The 22,359-nt window shown below is 66.0% G+C and carries 17 protein-coding genes; 6 read left to right on the top strand and 11 right to left on the bottom strand.

All coding sequences use genetic code 11. The annotated features are described in order from the left end of the window. Positions 1–6: 6 nt before the first annotated feature. Both ACZ1II_RS05830 and ACZ1II_RS05825 read right to left on the bottom strand, forming a co-directional pair. The gene (locus ACZ1II_RS05830; protein WP_465143475.1) at positions 7–627 is read right to left on the bottom strand and encodes a class GN sortase; all 621 of its coding nucleotides are present in this window, start codon (positions 625–627) and stop codon (positions 7–9) included. Next, the gene (locus ACZ1II_RS05825; protein WP_465143474.1) at positions 624–2,795 is read right to left on the bottom strand and encodes a marine proteobacterial sortase target protein; all 2,172 of its coding nucleotides are present in this window, start codon (positions 2,793–2,795) and stop codon (positions 624–626) included. Before ACZ1II_RS05825 ends, ACZ1II_RS05830 begins: the two co-directional genes overlap by 4 nt. Positions 2,796–2,953: 158 nt before the next feature. Here ACZ1II_RS05825 and ACZ1II_RS05820 point away from each other — a divergent pair, with 158 nt between their 5' ends. Beyond that, positions 2,954–3,730, top strand: coding sequence for a helix-turn-helix domain-containing protein (locus tag ACZ1II_RS05820; RefSeq protein ID WP_465143473.1), 777 nt, complete (start codon positions 2,954–2,956; stop codon positions 3,728–3,730). A gap of 7 nt (positions 3,731–3,737) precedes the next feature. Here the strand turns inward: ACZ1II_RS05820 and ACZ1II_RS05815 are convergent, their stop codons facing one another. After that, positions 3,738–5,204 (bottom strand): CYTH and CHAD domain-containing protein, encoded by a 1,467-nt coding sequence (locus tag ACZ1II_RS05815; protein WP_465143472.1) that lies wholly within the window; start codon positions 5,202–5,204, stop codon positions 3,738–3,740. A 201-nt stretch (positions 5,205–5,405) separates the two neighbouring features. On the opposite strand from ACZ1II_RS05815, the gene ACZ1II_RS05810 reads away from it, so the two are divergent. Continuing rightward, positions 5,406–5,885 (top strand): carboxymuconolactone decarboxylase family protein, encoded by a 480-nt coding sequence (locus ACZ1II_RS05810; protein ID WP_465143471.1) that lies wholly within the window; start codon positions 5,406–5,408, stop codon positions 5,883–5,885. Between the two features lie 45 nt (positions 5,886–5,930). Here the strand turns inward: ACZ1II_RS05810 and ACZ1II_RS05805 are convergent, their stop codons facing one another. Next, positions 5,931–6,419, bottom strand: a complete 489-nt coding sequence (locus ACZ1II_RS05805; protein WP_465143470.1) for an RrF2 family transcriptional regulator — start codon at positions 6,417–6,419, stop codon at positions 5,931–5,933. A 205-nt stretch (positions 6,420–6,624) separates the two neighbouring features. Here ACZ1II_RS05805 and ACZ1II_RS05800 point away from each other — a divergent pair, with 205 nt between their 5' ends. Next, positions 6,625–8,859 carry a TonB-dependent hemoglobin/transferrin/lactoferrin family receptor gene (locus tag ACZ1II_RS05800; RefSeq protein WP_465143469.1) on the top strand — a complete coding sequence of 745 codons (2,235 nt, stop codon included), beginning with the start codon at positions 6,625–6,627 and terminating at the stop codon, positions 8,857–8,859. Positions 8,860–8,926: 67 nt separating this feature from the next. Then, positions 8,927–9,526, top strand: a complete 600-nt coding sequence (locus ACZ1II_RS05795) for a biliverdin-producing heme oxygenase (RefSeq protein WP_465143468.1) — start codon at positions 8,927–8,929, stop codon at positions 9,524–9,526. 17 nt (positions 9,527–9,543) lie between these two features. On the opposite strand, the gene ubiM is transcribed toward ACZ1II_RS05795, so the two are convergent. The 3 genes from ubiM to ACZ1II_RS05780 form a co-directional block, all read right to left on the bottom strand. Next, a complete protein-coding gene (gene ubiM, locus ACZ1II_RS05790; RefSeq protein WP_465143467.1) occupies positions 9,544–10,713 on the bottom strand; it encodes a 5-demethoxyubiquinol-8 5-hydroxylase UbiM in 1,170 nt (389 codons plus the stop codon). Between the two features lie 71 nt (positions 10,714–10,784). Further along, on the bottom strand, positions 10,785–12,326 hold the full coding sequence (locus ACZ1II_RS05785; protein WP_465144535.1) for an MDR family MFS transporter: 1,542 nt from the start codon (positions 12,324–12,326) through the stop codon (positions 10,785–10,787). A gap of 218 nt (positions 12,327–12,544) precedes the next feature. Then, on the bottom strand, positions 12,545–12,817 hold the full coding sequence (locus ACZ1II_RS05780; protein ID WP_465143466.1) for a DUF6356 family protein: 273 nt from the start codon (positions 12,815–12,817) through the stop codon (positions 12,545–12,547). Between the two features lie 151 nt (positions 12,818–12,968). On the opposite strand from ACZ1II_RS05780, the gene ACZ1II_RS05775 reads away from it, so the two are divergent. Then, positions 12,969–16,103, top strand: coding sequence for a glycoside hydrolase family 2 TIM barrel-domain containing protein (locus tag ACZ1II_RS05775; RefSeq protein ID WP_465143465.1), 3,135 nt, complete (start codon positions 12,969–12,971; stop codon positions 16,101–16,103). A gap of 248 nt (positions 16,104–16,351) precedes the next feature. On the opposite strand, the gene ACZ1II_RS05770 is transcribed toward ACZ1II_RS05775, so the two are convergent. From ACZ1II_RS05770 to ACZ1II_RS05755, 4 genes are all read right to left on the bottom strand, one after another. Then, complete coding sequence (locus ACZ1II_RS05770; protein WP_465143464.1) at positions 16,352–16,732, bottom strand: DUF779 domain-containing protein; 381 nt, start codon at positions 16,730–16,732, stop codon at positions 16,352–16,354. Between the two features lie 18 nt (positions 16,733–16,750). Continuing rightward, entirely contained in the window at positions 16,751–17,782 is a 1,032-nt protein-coding gene (adhP, locus tag ACZ1II_RS05765; RefSeq protein ID WP_147220946.1) for an alcohol dehydrogenase AdhP, read from the bottom strand. 96 nt (positions 17,783–17,878) lie between these two features. After that, entirely contained in the window at positions 17,879–19,399 is a 1,521-nt protein-coding gene (adh, locus tag ACZ1II_RS05760) for an aldehyde dehydrogenase (RefSeq protein ID WP_465143463.1), read from the bottom strand. 144 nt (positions 19,400–19,543) lie between these two features. Next, positions 19,544–20,515 carry a GAF domain-containing protein gene (locus ACZ1II_RS05755; protein ID WP_465143462.1) on the bottom strand — a complete coding sequence of 324 codons (972 nt, stop codon included), beginning with the start codon at positions 20,513–20,515 and terminating at the stop codon, positions 19,544–19,546. A 250-nt stretch (positions 20,516–20,765) separates the two neighbouring features. Here ACZ1II_RS05755 and ACZ1II_RS05750 point away from each other — a divergent pair, with 250 nt between their 5' ends. Further along, complete coding sequence (locus ACZ1II_RS05750) at positions 20,766–22,352, top strand: TIR domain-containing protein (protein ID WP_465143461.1); 1,587 nt, start codon at positions 20,766–20,768, stop codon at positions 22,350–22,352. The last annotated feature ends 7 nt before the right edge of the window (positions 22,353–22,359 follow it).

Raw genomic sequence — 22,359 nt, 5'->3', positions numbered from 1 at the left:
GCGGGTTCACTGCGTGACCGCTTCCGCATGGACGACGTAGCGCCACGGCCCGCGCCGGATCGCGTCGAACGGGAAGCACGTCACCAGATCGAGCCGCTCGCCCACCGGGGCATCGGCCACCGCATAGCCATCCCACCGCACCACTTCCATGCCGGTCACCCGGTAGCGGCGCTCCATGCCTTCGTGGGTCTGGAGGAACAGCAGGTCGCCCTTCTTCAAATCGCGCAGGAAGCGGAAATGCGTGTCGCGGTGGGCCGCGATCACGGCGGTTCCGGACTGGCCGAGCCGCGCCCCGCCGGGCAGCAGCGTAGGCCCGAAAGCCAGCGCCTGACCCGATCCGCTGTTCAGCACCACGCTCGAAGTTCCGAGGCCCGGCACGACCAGCCGGGCCAGCGGGGTCATATCGGCCCAGGGCCAGGGTTTGCGAGGTGCATGATCGATGCGGCTGCGGTCGAAAGCACGCTCCAGCAGGACTTGCGCCACCGCCGCCTTCGCCGGGATGTAGAGGCCGCGTCCGATCTCTGCCGCGCCGGATAAACATAGCATCAGTGCCAGCAGGGTGAGGAGGCCGCGCTTATGCGCGACCTCCCGGATACGGAGCGGCATCCGCAGAGCCGCCGCGTTCATGCCGCCCTCCGGCGCAGAACCAGCGCGAGGCCGGTCATGCCCGCCAGCAGCAAGGCCAGACCCTTGCCGACGAGGCCGAGGAAGCCGGTGGCGGTCTGCGGCAGTTCCAGCGCCTGGGCCTGCATCGCGGCAAGTTCGTCCGAGCCGTCCTTCGGTGCCTGCTGAACGGCGTCCTGCCCGAACAGCGTGTCGAAATCCCAACCGGCGGGCAGGTTGACCGGCAGTTCCTCGCGCGTCAGCTGTGCGCCTGCCGGGCGGGAGGGCGTCTCGTCCACCGCGACGAGGCTGGTGCGGCTGGTGACGATGCCGCTCTCCATGCCGATCCGCTCGACTTCGGCATCGGCGCGGTCGTCCTCCAGCTTGCCGAGCGCGCGGTCGGCCTCGACATCGGTGATCTTGCGGTGCGCCCAGAGCTTCTCGATGGACGGACTGGGCAGGGCAGAGGCAAGGTCCACCCGGCGTTCCCACGGCTTGTTGCCGATCCTGCCGCTGACGGTGAGTGTGCCCGACAGCTTGTCGCTACGGCCGACCAGCACCAGCGGGCGTCCGGCGTAGACATCGGGCAAGCGCGAAGGCGTCAGGTCCAGCGAGCCGCCCTCCACCCGCACCGAGAGATCGCGCACCGCCGGGTGGCTGAGCACGTCGAGCAGCGGCATCATCTTCGCCGCGACTTCGCCCGGCGCGCCGACGTGGGTGTAGACCCCGCCGCCGAGCGTGGACATCCGCTCCATCAGGAAGTCGTTCGGCGCGGAGCCGATGCCGACCATGAAGACATGGCTGCGCCCACCGTCGTCGCCGATCGCGGCCATCATCTCGCGCTCGTTGGAGATCTCGCCGTCGGTCAGGAACACGATCTGGCGCAGGATATCGGGATTGGTTCCGCCGCCGGTCCCGGCATCTTCCAGCGCGGACTTGAGCGCGGGCAGCATCTCGGTGCCGCCCTGGGCTTCCAGCGATTCCGCGAAGCGGGTGGCCAGCGCCACCTGGTCCGGCGTGGCGGCGACGCTGTGCTCGAACAGGCGGGTCATCGTGTCGTCGAAGCGAATCACGTTGAAGTGGTCCTGCGGGCGCAGGGTGCCCAGCGCGTGGATCAGGCTGGCCTTGGCCTCGTCCATCGAATCCCCGCCCATCGAGCCGCTGTTGTCAATCACGAAGACCATCTCGCGCGGGGGGCGGGGCAGGCCGTCGAGATTGGCGGGCGGGGTAATGGACGCCATCACGTAGTCGCCCTTGGCGGTTTTCTGGGCGAAGAGGCCGAGCGTGGGATCGGCCGAGGCCGAGCGCCATTCGAGCACGAAGTCGCGGTTCGCGGGCACGGTGGCATCGGCGAGGCTGACGGTGCGGTCGTTGGTCGCGCCGGTCACGTTGATCTTGTGGTAGCGGCTGACGAGGTTGGCGACATCGAAGCCGGGCGCAAGGTGGACCGCGATCGACGTGGGGTTGAGGCCGCTTCCGAGGCTGCTCCCAAGACTGGGATCGAGCACCGGCGCGGCGGTGACGGCATTGGCGTCCTCCACGGCGGCGGCGGAAGTCAGGGTGTGGGGCGGCGTGTAGCGCGGGCCGACGACCAGCGGCAGGCGCAGCGAGAAGGTGCCGTTCGCCTGGGCGACCGGCGCCTGGTACTCGATCGAGATCAGCACGGTCTCGCCGGGGCCGACATTGGCCACCGACGTGCTGAACATGTTGGGGCGCTGTTGTTCGACAAGGCCCGCCTTGCGGCCGCTGGCCTTGGCGGCTTCGTAAGTCTGGCGGGCCTTCTCGCGCGGCTGGATATGGCCGACGATCACGCGCTGGCCGACGACCATCTTCAGCGAGTCCACCGCGCCGTCCTGCGGCAGCGGGTAGAGATAGCTCGCCTCCATCCACTTGTCGGACGTGTTGCGGAAGGCCTGCGTAACCCGCACGCGGGCCACCTGTCCGGTCACGGTGACGTCCATGTCCGTGCCGAGGCGCACGGCGGGGAGGCTCTTGGCGACACCCTGTCCACGAAGCATCAGCGTGCCTGCCGCCGGGCCGTCGTCGGAGGCGGTATCCTCGGACGCGGTTTCGTCGGCGACGGCAGCGGTGGCGTGGACGGCGATGGCGACCGGCGCACCCAGCGCCAGCACGATGGCGGGGATCAGGGCACCGCGCAGCAGGGGCGGGCGGAAAGCGGGGGAAAGCGGCATGGCGAGGCTCCAGTTCAATCGGGAGCCTTTCCTCTATGCCCATGGCGTACCGCACAGCCACGAGCAGTCCTGGCCGGTTTTCGCCATGCTTGTGCGGAAATGCGCGGGCGCACGAAGCTATTGACGAAATGTGCGCATTTGTGCGGAAAGAGGCGGTGATGACCTTACCCCAGATCGACCCGACCGATTCCGAAGCGCTCTCGCCCGAAGGGGCCGAAACCGCGCGCCTCGTACGCGAAGAGATCGCCCGTCGCCGTATCTCGCGCCAGGCGCTGGCGGACATGGCGCGGATCAGCCTCTCGACCCTGGAAAAGGCGCTGGCGGGCAAGCGCTCCTTCACATTGGCGACCTTGCTGCGCATCGAGGAAGCGCTGGGCGTCTCGCTGCGCACAGGCGGCGCATCCGCTGGTGCTGCGACCATAGGCGATATCGCGCCCGACACGATGGGCGCCTATGCCCGCGCGGCGGTGACGTGGATGGAGGGGCGCTACCTGACTTTGCGCCCCAGCTTCGGCACGCCGGGCGGTCTCTTTGCCTATCTGACCACGATCCGCTGGGTGCCGGAGAAGGCTTGCCTCGGCTTCGCGGAATCCGGCCGCTCGGATTCCCGCTTCGAGCAGGCGGGACACGTTTCCATGCCGAACCTGTCAGGCCACATCTATCTGGTGACGAACGAGCAGGGCCAATACCGCCTCGCCATCCTCTCGCGCCCGACCATCGATGGCCAGCTCTTCGGCATCCTGACCACACTGGAAGTCGGCAGCGGATCGCAGCTCGTGCCCGCCGCCGCGCCGGTCGCCCTGCGCAAGCTGGCGGGAGCGGAGGAAGCGCCGCTCGGCCTCGTCACGGCGGACATGCCGCATTTCGAGACGTACCGCGAGATGCTCGCCCGCTCGACCGGGAGCGACTTCGCGAGGCTGCACCTTCCCTGCTGAAGGCTGCTCAGCACCAGAAGCGCTTGGCGTCCACGAAGTTCTCGTAGGCTTCGCTGGCATGGTCGAGCAGCTTCGCCTTGTGCGCCTTTCCGAACAGGTCCGCTGCGTCCGGCATGTCGAGCAGGTCCAGTTCGGCCAGCAACTTCGGCGCTCCGGCAAGATCGTTGAGCGCGCCGAGCCGGTCCTGTAGCTCTTCCAGCGCCGCGACGAAGCGTTTGCGTCGCCGTTTCTCGCGCTTCTCCGGGAAGAGCGCGGCGAAGAAATCCACCGCATAGCGCAGCTTCTTCGCTGTCTTGCGGGCCTCGTGGCGGGCGTGATCGTCGAGTTTTTCGAGCTTGCGCCCGCTTTTCTTCACCTTGCGGCGGAAGCGGTCGAGTACTCCGGCAGCAAACTCGCGGGCGGGCGTCTCACGGACGTCGCGACTTTCCGCGTCCGAGCGCCAGCCTCCGGTCGAGGTCCATTCCGCGATGCGGAGCATCAGCAGGCGGGTGCGGCGCGAATCCAGCGCTGCAATGGCCGCATCATAGGCTTGCTTCTGCGCGGCGAGGAGGCGGTCGCGCAGCACGCCGGGCGCGGCCCGCTCGATCAGCACGTCGAGTTCGCGGGCCTGCCCGAGCCGCCCGGCGAGCCAGCGCAGTTCCCCGTTGACCGTGCGGCGCGTGCGTTCGTCCAGCATCCGCTTGAACAGCGTTATGGCGGAGCGCAGGCGGCGGATGGCCACGCGGACCTGATGCAGCGCGGCGCCGTCGCGACTGTCGAGCACGAGCGGCTCATTGCGGCGGAAATGATGGAGGCAGTCCGCGGCGATTGCCTGAAAGGCTTCGGCGGCGGTCATGCTGTTGTCGAGCGCGATGCGGTGCGCCTTGGTAGCCGAAGCGGCGGGGGCGAGCAGCCGGTAGCCGCGCTCCGCCTTGCTGGCGATGCCGAGGCGTACCGGCACGATCTCGGCGATGCGGTGGGCGAGGGCAAAGAGGGCGGCGGCCTCTCCGTGCTTCAGTTCCAGTTCGATCTCGCAGAACGCGATCTCGCGCTGCGCCGCGACGATACGGCTGCGGTCGAGGGTGATCTCTATCCCTTCGTGGAGCCAGACATGACGCTCGTTCTCGACCGTGAAGACCGGCGCGATGCCCTCCGGCGTGTCGCCCAGCAGGGCCGGGATCGGCGTCGCATGGTCAATGATGGGAGTGTCGTCCGGAACCGGGCGCTCCCATTCCGGGCGGATGAAGAGACCTGCCGCCTTGCCGTCCGCCTTGACGGTCTGCACACGCCGAATGGCCTCGCCTTCGCCCGCCCGGCGGATGCGCAATGAAAGACCCGCATCCGACAGGGCGCGGCCGGGTGTATCGAAATAGATGGCATGCTGGCGGATCACGCGCGTCTCGCCGGGGAACAGCCCGGCAGCTTCGAGCCGGTCGGCATCTTCGTGCGCGAGGTCCAGTTTCAGTTCGGCTTCCTGATCGGCACTGGCCATCATCTCGATATCTACTCCGATGCAGGACCGGCGAACCCGCCGCGCTGCGATTTGTTCGCGAAGGATAATTCGTCTGGCGCGGTTGTGCACGAAAGGAATGACCAGGCCGCGACAGAAGGGCCGCGAAAGTTTGCCGCTTTACAGCATCGGTAATTAAGGATAAAAAATATCCGCATTAAGAGTCGGCAATGAGGATGAAGCGAAATGACCCAGCGTATCGATTATGCGAAGCAATCCCCCGAACTGGTCCGCAAGATGACCGAGCTTTCCATGGCCGTGAAGCACGGCGCGATCGAGCAGAGCACGCTCACGCTGGTCGATATCCGGTCCTCGCAGATCAACGGCTGCGCCTTCTGCCTCGACATGCACGTCAAGGAGGCGAAGATTCACGGCGAGCGTGAACTGCGCGTCCACCATGTTGCGATCTGGCGGGAATCGGGGCTGTTCAGCCCGCGCGAGCGGGCGGCGCTGGCCTGGACCGAGGCGCTGACGACGCTGGCACCCGGCGGCGTTCCCGACGAGATCTACACCCGCGTCCGCGAGGAGTTCTCGGAAAAGGAACTGGTCGACCTGACTTTCGCGGTGATGACGATCAATGCCTGGAACCGCCTCTCCATCGCGTTCCAGGCGGTGCCGGGGTCGGCGGACAAGCTTTACGGCCTCGAAAAGGCCGGTCTCGCCTGAACAACACCGTCATTATGAAAAGGGCGGCTCCGAGGGGAGCCGCCTTTAGCCTGCCCGCTCCAGAAGCCAGTCGAAGCTGCGCTTCAGCATGTCCGGCGCGAGGTCTTCGGCCAGCATCTCCTGAAGATCGGCGAGGGTGACGGCCGCCAGCGACTGGCGCCATGCCTCGTCGGCTCGCCACATGATCCGCGCGACCGCGCAGGGCTTGTCGTCGCAGGCGTCGGCCGGGCGGCAGGGGTTGTTGGCGCGGATTTCACTGCACTGGAACGTGGACTTGCGTCCCTCCACGGCTTCGACGATGTCCAGGAATGTGATCTTCCCGGCCTCGCGCGCCAGTCGGTAGCCGCCGGTCGGCCCCAGCGTCGTCAGCACCAGCCCGGCCTTCGACAGTCCCTGAAGCGCCTTGCCGAGATATTCCTTGGGCACGCCGTGGAATTCGGAGAGGCTGCGCGCCGAAAGATAGCGTCCTTCCGGTAGCGAACACATCACCGCGCAGCAGTGCAGCGCCCATTCGACCTGGTTCCTGAACTTCATGGAGAAGGCGTATCAATCATGGACATTCGATATCCTAGATTGATGCCGATGGTTGCGCAAGCGGTCCGAGGGTTCGAGCCGCGGCAGGTCCTCCGGGCAACCAAAAAACCGTCTCCAAAGGAAATTTTCACGGCAGGTTGAAATCCCGGTGCGACATTGTGCAGATAGCGCTTCTGCGAATCATTAGCATCAAGGCGATTCATCAATGACTTTTCCCACTCGGCGCGCGTTTTCCCGGGCGCTGCGGAACTCTTCGGCTATCGGCGTGGCGGCGATCTTCTGCGCTGGCGTTCAGGCCCATGCGGCGGACGATAGTGCCGCTTCCGGTGACGATGCGGTCAAGCTCGGTTCGGTCCGGGTCGAGGATACCGCGCTCGGCGAGCAAAAGCAGGGCGTCGACCGCAATGCCGCCGGCAAGCCCGCCGTGCTCACCACGACGACCTCGGGCGAGACCCTGCGCGAACGCATGGTCGACAACATAGCCGAATATGCCCGCCGCGTGGACGCCGGGGTGAACTTCAGCAGCAACAACCAGAGTATCAACATCCGCGGTCTCGATTCCAACCGCGTGCTGACCACCGTGGACGGCATCCGCCTCCCCTGGATGAATGACGGCGCGCGCGGCGTGCAGGGCGGTGTCGCGGCTTTCGACTTCAACTCGCTGAGCGCTATCGACGTGGTGAAGAGCGGCGATTCCAGCTATTTCGGCCAAGGCGCGCTCGGTGGGGTCTTCGCGGTGCGCACGCTCGATCCCGAAGACCTTTTGACCGACGGCAAGAAGCAGGGGGCGCTTGGCAAGGCGACATATGACAGCGCCAGCGACAGCGTCTACCTGAACCAGGCGGCGGCCTTCCGCACCGGCGATACGCTGGTGCTGATCCAGGGCGGCTACCAGAACGGCCACGAGACAGAGAACCAGGGGAGCACCTACGGCACCGGCGCGACGCGGACCGCGAAGAACCCCGCCTCCTACGATCAGGAAAACCTGCTGGTCAAAGTCCACCAGTACCTCGGCGGCGGCCACCGCATCGGCCTGACCGGCGAGACCTTCAAGCGTAGCTACGACGAGGACACGCTCACCAGTGTAAATGCCACCTACTCCTCCTACGCGACGCTGGAGCAGAACAAGCGCAAGCGTGTAGCCGGGACTTACGACTATCAGGCCGAAGGCGACGGTTTCGTGCAGGAAGCGCATCTGGTCGGCTACTGGCAGCGCCTGAACCTGCGCACCTATACGCGGGCGATGCGCACCACCGCGCCGATCGGCCAGTACGACCGCGACAGCGATCTTCAGGACGAGTCCTGGGGCGCAAACGGTTCGATCGTCGGGCGGGTGACGACGGGCGCGGTGAGCCACGCGATCAGTCTGGGCGGCGAAGTCTATGCCACCAAGACTACCCAATATGCGGCTGGTGTCGACAATTGCACGGCGGCGATCCGGGCTTGCTCGTTCCTTCATGTGAACCAGTCGGACATGCCCGATGTCGACGGCGTGGACCTCGGCCTGTTCCTTCAGGACCGCATGACATTCGGCAACTTCCACCTGACGCCGGGCCTGCGCTTCGACTGGTATCGTCGCAAGCCGCAGGAAACCGCGACTTATACGGCTAACGCGGCCTATGAGGGCCTGCCTGCGCGGTCGAGCGATTCCCAGTTCTCGCCCAAGATCATGGCCGAGTACGATATCCTGCCGAACCTCACGGCCTATGCGCAGTACGCTCAGGCCTTCCGCGCGCCCTCGGCGACCGAACTCTACCTGACTTATGGCGGCACCGGCAGCTATGTCAGCATCGGCAACCCGGACCTCAAGCCCGAGACGAGCAAGGGCTACGAACTGGGCCTGAAATTCGGTGATGCCAAGCGCGGTGCCAAGGTCAGCTTCTACGACAACTACTACCGCAACTTCATCGACACGATCACCACGACCGCGTCCGAGGCGGGCCTCAGCGGCAGCTATCCCTTTGGCGTGTTCAAGTACGTCAACCGCGCCCATGTCCGCATCTACGGCATCGAGGCGAGCGCGCAGTGGGCGCTGACCGACAACTGGCGGGTCTGGGGCTCGATCGCCTATTCGCATGGCAAGGACACCGACGAGGACGTCTACCTGAACTCGATCCCGCCGCTGCGCGGCATCGCCGGGTTCGGCTATAGCCAGGAGCGTTTCGGGGCCGATCTTTCCGCCACTGTTGCGGCCAAGCGCAACAAGGTCGAGGACCCGACCTCGACGATCAACAAGACGCCGGGCTACGGCATCGTCGATTTCACCGCATGGGTGAAGCCGGGGCTGTTCGAGGGTCTGCGCCTTCAGGGCGGCGTGTACAACCTGCTCGACAAGACCTATTACAACGCGCTCGACATTTCCGACAGCGCCACCGTCTCGCAGCGCTATTACAGCCAGCCGGGACGGACCTACAAGGCGTCGATGATACTGGCGTTCTGACGCATGGGGCCGGGGCGGCGGCATGCGCGGCCCCGGTTTCCTGTAATGAATTGAAGAAGGAATAGCGATGGATACGACACTTCAGGCCCCGGCAGAAACCGGCCGCGCGAAGCGTCTCAAGGCCGCCACCACGGAAACCCACGACCGGCTCGACAAGCGCATCATGGCGGGTGAGCCTTTTGCGGCGGTTTCGAACTACGCTCGTTTCCTGGCGGTGCAGCGTGCGTTCCACCGCGATATCGACGCGCTCTATGACGATGCGGCGCTGGCGGCTCTCGTGCCGGATCTCGCTGGGCGTCGGCGGTTCGATCAGATCGGGCAGGACATGGCCGATCTTTCGCTGCCGCTGCCCGAACCTGCCGAGGCGCCCCGTTTCGCTGCCGGAGAGATCGACGTACCGACCGCGCTCGGCTGGCTCTATGTCGCGGAAGGTTCCAACCTCGGCGCGGCGTTCCTGTTCAAGATGGCCCGCGCGCTGGGACTCGACGAGAACCACGGTGCGCGCCACCTCGCCGGGCATCCGGACGGCCGCGCGCAGCACTGGCGCTCGTTCACCGGCGCGCTCGATCAGGTTGCGCTGGACGAGGCGGAAGAGCTGCGCGTGATCGACGGCGCCAATGCCGCCTTCCGCCGCGTTCATGCGCTGGTGGAGCAGCAGTACGGGTGAGGTCGCGGACCGGGCGTCTACGGTTGCATCAGCATCCGGCTGACGCTTCGTGATACGAAGGGCAGCCTTGCCGCTGCCCGCAGCCCGGCATGACGTGCCGCGCGGGCTGCCGGATGCTCGGCGGTATAGAGGCCGACGATCAGGTTCGTGGCCGTGTAGATTGGGCGGCTTGCCACGCGGTGGGCCGCCTCGTAGCGGCGCAGGAGCAGCGAGGCGCCGATGTCGCCGCCTTGCCGTGCCGCATCCGAGACCAGCTTGCCCAGCAGCCGGGAACTCGCCAGCCCTAGATTGAAGCCATGCGCGGTAACGGGATGCATGCCCACCGCCGCATCACCGATCAGCGCTGCTCGCTGGGCCGCGAAGTGACGGGCATAAGTCGTGGCCAGCGGATAGACATGTGCCTTGCCCATGAGGGTCATCCGGCCCAGCCGTCCCCCGTAGCGGCGCGTCAGTTCCGCGCCCAGCGCCTGCGGATCGAGGGCGGCGAGCCGGGCGATGTCCTCGCTCGGCAGGGTCAGGACGGCAGAGGAGCAGCGGCCGTTCAGCGGCAGCATCGCGATCGTCTGGCCATGGTCGAACCACTCGGTCGCGACGCCCTCGTGGTCAAGGTCGTGCTCGACCCGGCAGACGAGCATGGCGCGGCCCAGCCGGTTCACTTCCGCGCCGATGCCTAGTTGCTTGCGAACCCAGGAGAAGCGCGAGTCCGCGCCGACCAGCAGGCGGGCTTTGAGGCGAGTGCCATCGTCGAGCGCGATATCGACACTCCGGCTGTCGTTGCGGAGGGCTGAGACCGAACGGCCTGCGAGGATATCGACGCCCGGCAGCGCGGCCAAGACTTCAAACAGTGCGCGGCGGATGAGGTGGTTGGACACGAGGTGGCCGAGCTGCTCCTCCCCGCTTGCGCCCGTTCCGAAGGCTAGCGCGAAGGGCGAGCCGCCGTTCAGCACGCGGGCTTCCCGCAAGGGTGCGATGCCTTCTGCGGGAATGCGCTCCCAGGCGCCGAGGGCCTGAAGTTCGCGCACCGAGCGAAGGGTGAGCGCGATCTCTCGTCCGTCAACCGGCGGGGCGGCGAGCACGGCGGCAGGCTGGCGCTCGATCACCGCCACGCGCAGCCCCGATCCGGCCAGCGAGGCGGCAAAGGCAAGGCCAGCCGGGCCGGCACCCACTATCGCAACGTCATGCGTCATCGTCGGTCGTTCCCATCATCGTGGCGCGATAATGGCCGCCCCTTTCGGCGCGCGCCATGATCCGCGTCAATTCAGGCGGCTTCCTTGCGGGGGTCGTCGTCCTCGGCAGGGGCGTGGCCGCTGATTTCCGATCCGGCATCCGGTGCGAAGCGCAGGTTCCACAGCGTGGCGGTCAGCGAGATCGTCGTCACCACCCAGAAGGCGATCGAGAAATCGGTGAGCGTCGGCGTCTCGTGGCCGCCGGCCATCATCGCCAGATGGAGCGCCATGGCCGCCACGCAGATGCCCAGCGAAAGCATGAGCTGCTGGAACGTCGAGTAGAAGGCCGTGGCGCGGCTCATCTGCTTCTTGTCGATGCCGTCGTAGGCGATGGTGTTGTAGGCGGTGAACTGGAACGACATGAAGAAGCCGGACAGCGCCAGCACGCAGAACATCGTCCAGACCGGCCAGCTCGGGCTGAACAGCCCGCAGATCGCATAGCCCGCCGTGGCGATCACCCCGTTCCACACGAGCGCGCGGCGGAAGCCGAAGCGGCGCAGCACACGCGGGGCAAAGCTCTTCATGGCGAGCGAGCCGATCGCCGTCGCCACGGTGATCGTGCCGCTGCGCGCGGCGGAGAAGCCGAATCCCACCTGCATCATCAGCGGCAGCAGGAACGGCTGCGCGCCCTGAGTGATGCGCGTGATCGAACCGGCGATGACCGAGAGGCGGAAGGTATTGTCGCGCATGAGCGAGAGGTCGAGGATCGCGCTCTCGCCCTTGTTCTCGCGCTTGCGGGCGTGGAGCACGTAGAACAGGCCGGTGACGAGGCCGATCGCGATCAGCGCCGAGGCGGTCAGGCCCTCGCCGGGGCGGCTGACCATCTCGAAACCGAACAGCAGGCAGCCGAGCGACAACCCGCTCAGCACAAAGCCGGGCGTGTCGAAGCGGCCGGGATCGTCCTCACGGATATTGGCGATGAAGCGGCCGACCAGATAGAAGCCCAGCACGCCCATCGGCAGGTTGATGTAGAAGATCCAGCGCCAGTCCAGATAGGTCACGATCAGTCCGCCGAGCGGCGGGCCGATGATCGGGCCGATCAGCGCGGGCACCAGCAGCCAGGACATGGCATTGACCATGTCCTGCTTGGCGACCGAACGCAGCAGCACCAGCCGCCCCACCGGGATCATCATCGCGCCGCCTATGCCCTGCAGGAAGCGCGAGACGACCATCATCTCCAGCGAAATCGCCTGTCCGCAGGCCAGGCTGCCGAGAACGAACAGCAGGATGGCGGTGCGGAACACGGTGCGCGATCCGAAGCGGTCGGCGATCATGCCGGAGGCGGGAATGAAGATCGCCAGCGCCAGAAGATAGGAGGTGAGCGCGACGCTCATCTCTTGCGGGCGGACGCCGAAATCGCGCGCCATCGTCGGCAGGGCGGTGGCGAGCACCGTCGAGTCCACGAATTCCATGAAGAGGGCGGAGGCGATGATGAGCGCCACCAGCCGGTAATTGGCGCCCGATGTCGCAGGTCCTTCGTCGCGCGTCTTGGCGAGCGAACCGGCGGCGGGCACGATGCCGTCCCGAACTTCCGCATTGACCGAAGCCATGCCGCGACGACGCGGCCTCAACATGGGGCCTGCGCTGGGAAGGGGGGATGGCATGGGCAACTTTCGAATTCGCGGGACCGAAAGGGTCCCCTCCGCAGAAGGCCGTCCATCTGTCACACGGGCGTGCCGACGGGCGGGGTATAGGCGCAACAGCGCAAAAATGTAACCCGCCGACCCGGCAGGAAAGATGATCCTAGCGCAATTCACCCCGACTTGCGGTTGCAAAAATCGCGCGGTGACGTTCAGATTTCGTATTCGAGCTGCCATTCGCCGCGTGGCGGTGCGGACGGCTTTGCCGGTGCCGGAACGCGCGGTTGGCGATTTGTCATCTCGCCATGGAGCTTGCGGATCATGTTGCTGCCGGTGCGGGTCATCAGGCCGGGAATGAAGCCGTGGACGATCGCGCCCAGTCCCGCGAAGATCATCAGCACGCCGAAGCGATTGGCGACGAGCCAGTGCTCGCCGTAAGTCTCGTTCACGGCGCGGGGATGATCGACGAACAGTTTGCGGAACACGGGCTTCTCCTGGGCTTCACCCCGTGATGGAGCGGGACGAGCAATAGGGATGGGATACATCGCAGGGGAACCCCGTTGCAATCTCGGGTTGTAAGTATACGATATATGAAACAGATGCGGCACAGCGCCCATCGGCAAGGGGCTTGAACGAGTGCGACAATTTCTGGGTAGCAGCGCGATTGGTGCTCTCGTGGCGGGTCTTCTTCTGGCGGTTCCGGCGCAGGCCGAGAATGCTCCGGCAGAATGGGAACAGCCGGAAGTGCTCCGCCAGGGCGCCGAGCCGATGCACACGACCTTCGACGGGTTCGATACCCGCGCCGGTGCGCTGTCCCGCGATGTGGCGAAATCGCGTTATCACCTCTCGCTGGATGGCGAGTGGAAGTTCCACCTCTCGCCCACGCCGGAAAGCCGCCCGGCCGATTTCTTCAAGCCGGACTTCGACGTGAGCGGCTGGGGCACGATGAAAGTGCCCGGCATTCTCCAGGCCGAAGGGCACGGTCGCCCGGTCTTCGTCGGCAGCGGCTATCCCTTCCCGCGCAACCAGCCGTGGATCGATCATAGCCTCAATGAAGTCGGCTCCTACCGCCGTGAATTCACGGTTCCGGCCAGTTGGTCGGGCCGCAAGCTACTGCTGACGGTCGGCGCGGCGGGTGCGGCCTATTACATCTGGGTCAACGGTCAGCGCGTGGGCTACTCCGAGGACTCCAAGCTGCCCGCCGAGTTCGACGTGACGCGTTATGCCCATGCGGGTACAAACACCGTCGCCATCGAACTCTACCGCTTTGCCGATGGCAGCTATCTGGAAGATCAGGACTTCTGGCGCGTCAACGGCATCGAGCGTAGCGTGACGCTCTACGCCGCGCCCGCCACGCATATCCGCGACCTCACCGTCGATGCCGGGCTGGAGAACGACTACCGCGACGGCAAGCTGGGCCTGAAGGTCGACCTCGGCGGCCAGCCTGCTGCCATGCGCGTGCGGGCGACCGTACTCGATGGAAAACGCGAAGTGCTGACGCGCGAGGGCGCTGCGGAAGGCGGCGCGGTGACGCTCGCCGCCTCCATTCCCGCCGTGCGCACATGGTCCGCCGAAGACCCGCAGCTTTACACGCTGCTGGTCGAACTGCTCGACGACAAGGGCAAGCTGGTCGAGGCGACCAGCCGCCAGATCGGCTTCCGCACCGTGGAGATCGCCGGCGGCGAAGTGCGCGTGAACGGCAAGCGCATCATGATCCGCGGCGTCAACCGCCACGAGCACGACCCCAAGACTTTCCACGTCGTCTCCGAAGCGACGATGCGCCGCGATATCGAGCTGATGAAGGCGGCCAACGTCAACGCCGTGCGCACCTCCCACTATCCTAACGACCCGCGCTTCTACGATCTGGCCGACGAATACGGCCTCTACGTCATGGACGAGGCCAATATCGAGAGCCACGGCTATCTCAGCCTCTCGCAGCAGCACGACAACGATCCCCAGTACCTCCTCGGCACCGATCCCAAGTGGAAGGCCGCGCACCTCGACCGCGTGGAGCGCATGGTGCAGCGCGACCGCAACCACCCCTCGATCATCTTCTGGTCGCTCGGCAACGAGAGCGGCGTCGGCCCCAACTTCGAGGCGGCGGGCAAGTGGGTGCGGGAGAACGATCCCACGCGGCTCATCAACTTCCTCGGCTGGAGCATGAGCAATTGGCGCCATCCGACCAACAGCTACGTCGATATCTTCGCGCCGATGTACGACGACGTGCCGAAGATGATCGACTACGCCAAGGACCCGAACTTCACCCAGCCGCTGATCCTTTGCGAATATGCGCACTCGATGGGCAATAGTCTGGGCGATCTTCAGGGCTACTGGGATACGATGCGGGCTTATCCCAAGCTGCAGGGCGGTTTCATCTGGGACTGGGTGGACCAGACCATGGAACTGAAGGACAAGGACGGGCGGACCTACTGGGGGCAGGGTCTGGACTACGATCCCGATCCGAAGGCACCCGGCGTCCATGGCGACGACAGCCCGGTGGGCGACGGCGTGATCCAGGCTGATCGCACGCCCGATCCGGAATATTACGAACTGGCCAAAGTGCAGGCGCCGATCGCCTTCACGCATGACGGGGGCGGCTACCGCGTGCTCAACCGCCACGACCATATCGACCTCTCGCGCTTCACGCTCGACTGGACGGTGATGGAGAACGGCAAGGACGTGGCCCATGGCGCGCTGGCGACGCCCGAGGTGGTGGCGGGAGCATCGGCGGCGCTCACCGTGCCGGTTCCGGCGGCCAAGGACGCGGCTGCCGAGCGCATCCTCGTGCTGCGCGCCCGGGCCAGGGCCGGCGCGGTGCCGACCCAGCCTGCCGGGCATGTCGTCGGCTGGGAGCAGTTCGAACTTTCCGCGCCTGCCGTGGTTCCGGTTGCTGCCGGTGCCGTCGCCCCGAGCGAGACCGGCTCGACCTTGCGCCTCGCTTCGGGCGATGCGGTGCTGGAGATCGACAAGGCGACCGGCCTCGTCACCCGCTACGAGCGCGGCGGCAAGTTGCTGCTGACCGGCGGCGCGCCGAACTTCTGGCGTTCGCCCACCGACAACGATCTCGGTTCGGGCGTGCCCAAGAGCCATGCCATGTGGCAGTACTTCTCCGAGCACCGCCGTGTCGAGGCGATCGAGCGCGCCGGCAACGCCATCGTCGTCCACCACGACATGGGCGTTGGTTCGGTGAAGACCGCGACGCGCTGGACGATGGTCGCGGATGGCAGCGTGGGCGTTACTGTCCACTTCGAACCGCTGCGCGATACCCTGCCCGATCCGCTGCGTGTGGGTCTGGCCTTCGAGACGCCGGGCATGCTCGATCAGGTCCGCTGGTTCGGGCGCGGGCCGCAGGAGACTTATGCCGACCGCAAGACGGGTGGCCTGATCGCGCAGTGGCGGGGGGCGCTCGCGGACCAGTTCCACGACTATGCCCGCCCGCAGGAATCCGGCAATAAGACCGACGTGCGCTGGATCGAACTGACCGGCGGGAAGACTGGGCCAAAAACGGGATTGCGTGTGACCGGCGCTCAGCCGCTCTCGGTCAACGCACTGGCGTTCCCTTACGCCGATCTGGCGACCAGGCCGCCGTCGCAGGCGCATAGCTCGGACATCCGCCCGTATGGCAACGGCACGCTGCTGATCGACGCGGCGCAGGCGGGCGTTGGCGGAGACACCGGCTGGAACCTCGATGGCCGGGCGCATATGCCCTATCGCATTGCCCTCAAGCCGCTGACTTATTCGTTCACGATCGGGGCTGTGGGTGCCCGCTGAGGTTTTGATAGACAGGTTGGTAACGCATACCTTCCGTTTACCGCACTCGTCATCCTGAACTTGTTTCAGGATCCATTGCTGGGCCTCCTCCGATCGTCTGCGGGAAGGACGCGGCGATGGGGGATTGTCGATCGAACGGCGGGGCAGGCGGCATGATGGATCCTGAAACAAGTTCAGGATGACGTTGTGTGTTTAGGATGACTTGGTGAGCGTTCGGGGCATTTCGCGGAGTGGGGAACGGTGCCGCTTCAGGGCATCCCCGATCCCTCCGCCAGACACCGCAACTCCTCCTCGCTGAAGACCCGTCCGCGGGTCAGGAACCGCTGCTCGCGTCCGTTGTCGAGGCTGAACATGCCGCCCCGGCCGGGTACGACGTCGAGGATCAGCTGGGTATGCGCCCAGGCCTCGCCTTGCGCACGGCCGATATAGACCGGCGCGCCGCCCACTTCGCCCAGCAGGATGTCGCCCTCGCCGATACGAAACTCGCCCTGCGGATAGCACATCGGCGACGAGCCGTCGCAACAGCCGCCGGACTGGTGGAACAGGACCGGGCCGTACTCGGCGGTCAGTTCCGCAATAAGGGCAAGTGCCGCCGGGGTGGCGGCGACCCGTTCTACCTCATTCGTCACCCCGGCGAACCTCCTTGGTCAGCTTGCCATGTCGAGGACGATGCGCCCTTCGATCTGGCCCTTGTGCATGCGTTCGAAGATCGTGTTGATGTCCTCGATCCTCGCGGTCTCGACGGTCGCCTTGACCTTGCCCTGCGCGGCGAAATCGATCGACTCCTGCAAGTCGAGCCGGGTGCCGACGATCGAGCCGCGCACGGTGATGCCGTTCAGCACCATGCCGAAGATGTTGAGCGGGAAATCGCCCGGCGGCAAGCCGTTGAGCGCGACCGTCCCGCCGCGCGCGACCACGCCCACCGCTTGCGCGAAGGCCTTTTCGCTCACCGCCGTCACCAGTGCGCCGTTGACGCCGCCGCCGGTCTCGCGCTTGATGATCGTCGCGGGGTCCTCGTTGCGGGCATTCACCGTGATCGTCGCGCCCAGCCTGCGGGCGAGGTCGAGCTTGGCATCGTCGATGTCGATGGCCGCGACGTTCAGCCCCATGGCGACGGCGTATTGCACCGCCATGTGGCCCAGCCCGCCGATGCCGCTGATCGCCACGTAGTCGCCGGGCTTGGTATCGGTCATCTTCAGGCCCTTGTAGACCGTGACGCCCGCGCAGAGCACCGGCGCGATCTCGGTGAAGCTGATATTGCCGGGAAGATGGCCCACGTAGTTGGGATCGGCGATCACATAGTCGGCAAAGCCGCCATTGACCGAATAGCCTGTGTTCTCCTGCGTTTCGCAGAGCGTTTCCCAACCGCCGAGGCAATGGACGCAGTGGCCGCAGGCGCTGTAGAGCCAGGGCACGCCCACCCGGTCGCCTTCCTTCACATGGGTGACGCCCGCGCCCACCTGGCTGACGAAGCCCACGCCCTCGTGGCCGGGAATGAACGGCGGGTTGGGCTTGACCGGCCAGTCGCCCTCGGCCGCGTGAAGGTCGGTGTGGCAGACGCCCGAGGCCTGGATCGCCACCTGGATCTGGCCGGGACCGACTTCGGGCACCGGCACTTCGTCGATGGTCAGGGGCTTGCCGAATTCACGCACGACGGCAGCCTTCATGGTCTTGGCCATTGCAACATTCCTCTCTGGGATGGTCAGGTGGTCGGGGTTTGAGGGCGCGCCCCGCTTACGGGAGAGAGCGGAGCGGGGCGCGCCGGGGGACGAAGCTCAGAAGAATCCGAGCTTCTTGGGACTGTAGCTCACCAGCATGTTTTTGGTCTGCTGGTAGTGGTCGAGCATCATCTTGTGGGTCTCGCGGCCGATGCCGGACTGCTTGTAGCCGCCGAACGCCGCATGGGCTGGATAGGCGTGGTAGCAGTTGGTCCAGACGCGCCCGGCCTTGATCTCGCGGCCGAAGCGGTAGCAGGTGTTCGCATCGCGGCTCCAGACACCGGCGCCGAGGCCGTAGAGCGTGTCGTTGGCGATTTCGAGCGCCTCGTCGGCATCCTTGAAGGTGGTGACGGAAACGACCGGGCCGAAGATTTCCTCCTGGAAGATCCGCATCTTGTTGTGGCCCTTGAACACGGTCGGCTTGACGTAATAGCCGCCCGCAAGTTCGCCCTGTAGCTCGGCCGCCTCGCCGCCGATCAGCACTTCCGCGCCTTCCTGGCGGCCGATGTCGAAATAGGAGAGGATCTTCTCGCGTTGCTCGGAGGAGGCCTGAGCGCCGATCATCGTCGCCGGATCGAGCGGGTTGCCCTGGACGATCGCGGCAACGCGCTGAAGGGCGCGTTCCATGAAGCGCTCGTAGATGCTTTCCTGGATCAGCGCGCGGCTGGGGCAGGTGCAGACTTCGCCCTGGTTGAGCGCGAACATCACGAAGCCCTCGATCGCCTTGTCGAAGAATTCGTCGTCCTTTTCGGCGACGTCTGCGAAGAAGATGTTGGGCGATTTGCCGCCGAGTTCCAGCGTGACCGGGATCAGGTTCTCGCTGGCATATTGCATGATGAGGCGGCCGGTGGTCGTCTCGCCGGTGAAGGCGATCTTGGCGATGCGGCTGGATGAGGCGAGCGGCTTGCCCGCTTCGAGGCCGAAGCCGTTGACGATGTTGAGGGTGCCCGGAGGCAGCAGGTCGCCGACGATCTCGGCCCAGACCATGATCGAGGCGGGGGTCTGCTCGGCAGGCTTGAGCACCACGCAATTGCCTGCCGCCAGCGCCGGGGCGAGCTTCCAGGCCGCCATCAACAGCGGGAAGTTCCAGGGAATGATCTGCCCGACGACGCCGAGCGGCTCATGGAAGTGGTAGGCGACGGTGTCCTGATCTATCTCGCTGATCGAGCCTTCCTGGCCGCGGATCACCCCCGCGTAGTAGCGGAAATGGTCGATGGCGAGCGGTACGTCGGCGGCCAGGGTCTCGCGGATCGGCTTGCCGTTGTCCCAGGTCTCGGCGGCGGCGAGGCGTTCGAGGTTCTCCTCCATGCGGTCGGCGATGAGATTGAGTACGCGCGAGCGCTCGGCGACCGAGGCCTTGCCCCAGGCGTCCTTAGCGGCATGGGCGGCATCCAGCGCGGCCTCGATGTCGGAAGCGTCCGAGCGGGCGATCTGGCCGACGACCTTGCCGGTGATGGGAGAGGTGTTGTCGAAATAGCGCCCGGCCTTCGGGGCAACCCAGGCGCCGCCGATGAAGTTGTCGTAGCGGGCGGCGAAGGGAGCCTTGAGTGCGGCCCGGTCCTGAACAGGTGCGTCCACGGAAGTCTATCCTCTCTTGCGGCGCCTGATTGGCGTCTCGTCGAAGAGGAGTGTTGCGCACTGGAATGGATTGCGAAAGCCGGGGGCGAGGGCTGGTTGCGCTCTGCTGTCTCAGTCGCGAGACAGTTTTCGTATTCGGCGGGACTAGCGGGAAAGCCCCGCCTTGGCCATGCGGCGATAGAGCGTCGCCCGGCCGACGCCGAGGATGCGCGCCGCCTCACTGGCATTGCCGCCCGCCTGTGCCAGCGCCTGTCGCAGTACGCTGCGGTCGCTGTCCTCGAACGAAGGGCCGGGGGAGTTGGCGCCCAGCACCTGATCGAGCGGGCGAGGGCGGGCGAGCAGGGCGTCTGTCAAGCGCAGCCGCGTGCGTGCGCCGCGGCTGGCTCCGATGACGAGATCGTCGCGGTCGGTCGCGAGCAGCGCGGTGCCGTGGACCGGATCGTCGGCCAGGAAGACGATTCGCGATTCGGCGAAGTGACTGCAGAAATAGTCCCGCTCGATCCGCCGTGCCGCGTCGCGCACGAGGGCCGAGACCAGCTCTGCCATCGCCGGTCCATGGTCCTGCCGGTAGCTGGAAACGTCGAGCGCACCTGCCAGCCGCCCGAAGGGATCGTGGAGCGGGGCATCCATGCAACTGATGCCGACATTGCGGCTGGCGAAGTGCTGGTCGCGGTGGATGACGACCGGCTGATCCTCGAAGAGGCAAGTGCCGATGCCGTTGGTGCCTTCCTCCGCCTCGCTCCAGCGCCCGCCCTCGACCAGGCCGACGGCGTCGAATTCGGGGGCATCGCCGTCGCTGACGCGGCGGTCGAGGACGATCCCGGTCGGATCGCTGAGGATCACGCCGCAGCCGGATCGTCCGACCGAGCGGAACATCTGATCGAGCACGGGGGCGGCGACGGCGAGGAGTGTTTCGTGCTCGGCACGGTGATGGCCGAGAGTGGAAAAATCGACCCGCGCGCGCTTGGCGCCAGTGGCGGGATCGAGGCCGTGATGAAGGAGCGAGCGACACCACGATGCCGTCACCGACGAAACCCCGGCGCTGCTCGGCGAGCGCACCGCGTCCAGAACCACATCGACGTGGCGCAACCCTGCGCTATTGCCGTTCCGACTCATCACATCTCCTGGGGCGAGGATCACTCCGAAGGCGGGTTAAGTCAAACGCCTCCTTGCCCGACTGGTCCGGTCATGGGAAAGGTCCGGTGTGGAGCATTGGAATTGGCTGCACTTTTCGGGCGTTGCGCTCGATAGCGCATCTGTTAGGGGTGAAGCACGGCAAGCGTTCGGGGCGGCGAACGGGCTGTGCGTCGCAATCAAAACCGCAAGAGTGCGTTCAGGGGCGTTAGCAGATGGTCGTTGGTCGCCGATGACGGCGGAAGAGGACATCGTCGGGATCGAGGAAACGCGCCGTTATCGCGCGTTTCTGAGCTATAGTCACGTCGATGAGCGCTTCGCGGGCAAGCTGCACCGCTGGCTGGAATCCTACCGCATCCCGGCGCGCCTGGTCGGCACGGTTACCCGCTCGGGCGTCGTGCCGCGGCGGTTGACGCCGATCTTCCGCGACCGCGCCGAGCTTCCGGCGGCGTCAAGCCTCGACCAGGAAGTGCGGCAGGCGCTCTCGCAGTCGGACGTCCTGCTGGTGCTCTGTTCACCGGCTGCAAAGAATTCGCGCTGGGTCGATGCCGAGATCGAGCTGTTCCGCAGCCTCCACCCTGACCGCCCAGTCATCGCCGCGCTGCTGGAGGGCGAGCCGGAGGAGAGCTTCCCGGCCTCGCTGGTCGGTCCGGATGCCAAGGGAGTTACCCACGAACCGATCGCGGCGGATTTCCGCGCCGATCATGACGGTCCGAAGCTCGCCCGCCTGAAGATCGTCGCGGGGCTGACCGGCATCGCGCTCGACCAGATCATCCAGCGCGACGCGCAGCGTCAATTGCGCCGCGTGATCGCGATCACGCTTCTTACCGTCCTGCTTACTCTATCGATGGCCCTGATGCTGATCTTTGCGCTGCGGGCGCAGATGGAAGCCGAGCACCAGAGACGGCAGGCCGAAGGGTTGATCGAGTTCATGTTGACGGATCTCAGGCAGCGGCTGGAAGGAGTCGGCCGTCTGGATGTGCTGCGATCCGTCAACGAGCGGGCGCTCGGCTATTACGCGGACCAGTCCGATCTCGACGGGCTGCCGCCGGACTCGCTGGAACGCCGCGCCCGCATCCTTCATGCCATGGGCGAGGACGATCACAAGCGCGGCGACTATGCCGGTGCCGTGGCCAAGTTCGCCGAGGCGCATCGCGTTACCGGAACGCTGCTGGCCGCCGATCCCGGCGACCCCTCGCGCATTTTCGCTCATGCCCAGAGCGAATTCTGGCTCGGCTATGTCGACTTCATCGCCGGTCGCCATGAAAAGGCGCTGCCGCGCTTCATCGCATATCGCGCCCTGGCCGAGCATCTCGTCCGCCTGGTGCCCGAAAACCAGGCCTACTGGCGCGAACTCGCTTATGCTGAGGGCAATATCTGCACCATTGCCGTCACCCGCAAGGGACCGCCGGATCAGCTTGCGGAGTGCGGCAACGCGCTGCGCACGATGGAGCGGGTCGCCCACCTGGCGCCGAAGGATCGCAGCGTCGATGCCGACATCGCCAACCGCCATGCCTGGATGGCGGATGCGCTCAGGGCGCAGGGCCGTAACGCGGAAGCCTTGCAGGAGCGCGCGCAACAGGGCGCGATCATCCAGCGGCTCATCAGGGAAGATCCGAAGAACGTGACCTACCAGCAGGATTGGATGCTGGCGCGCTATTCAAACTCGCAATTGCTTTATAGTCTCGGCGACAAGGCGCAGGCCCGTCGCATGAGGGAGGAAGCCCGGCAGGACGTTGCCAGGCTTATCGAATCCGACCCGGAAAACAACGATTGGCGGATGTGGCAGATCAGACTGGCCCGTCCGTTCGAAGATTGAGGTAAAA

This window comes from Novosphingobium sp. BL-S-20 (assembly GCF_055521635.1).
This window is presented reverse-complemented; position numbering and strand designations above follow the sequence as displayed.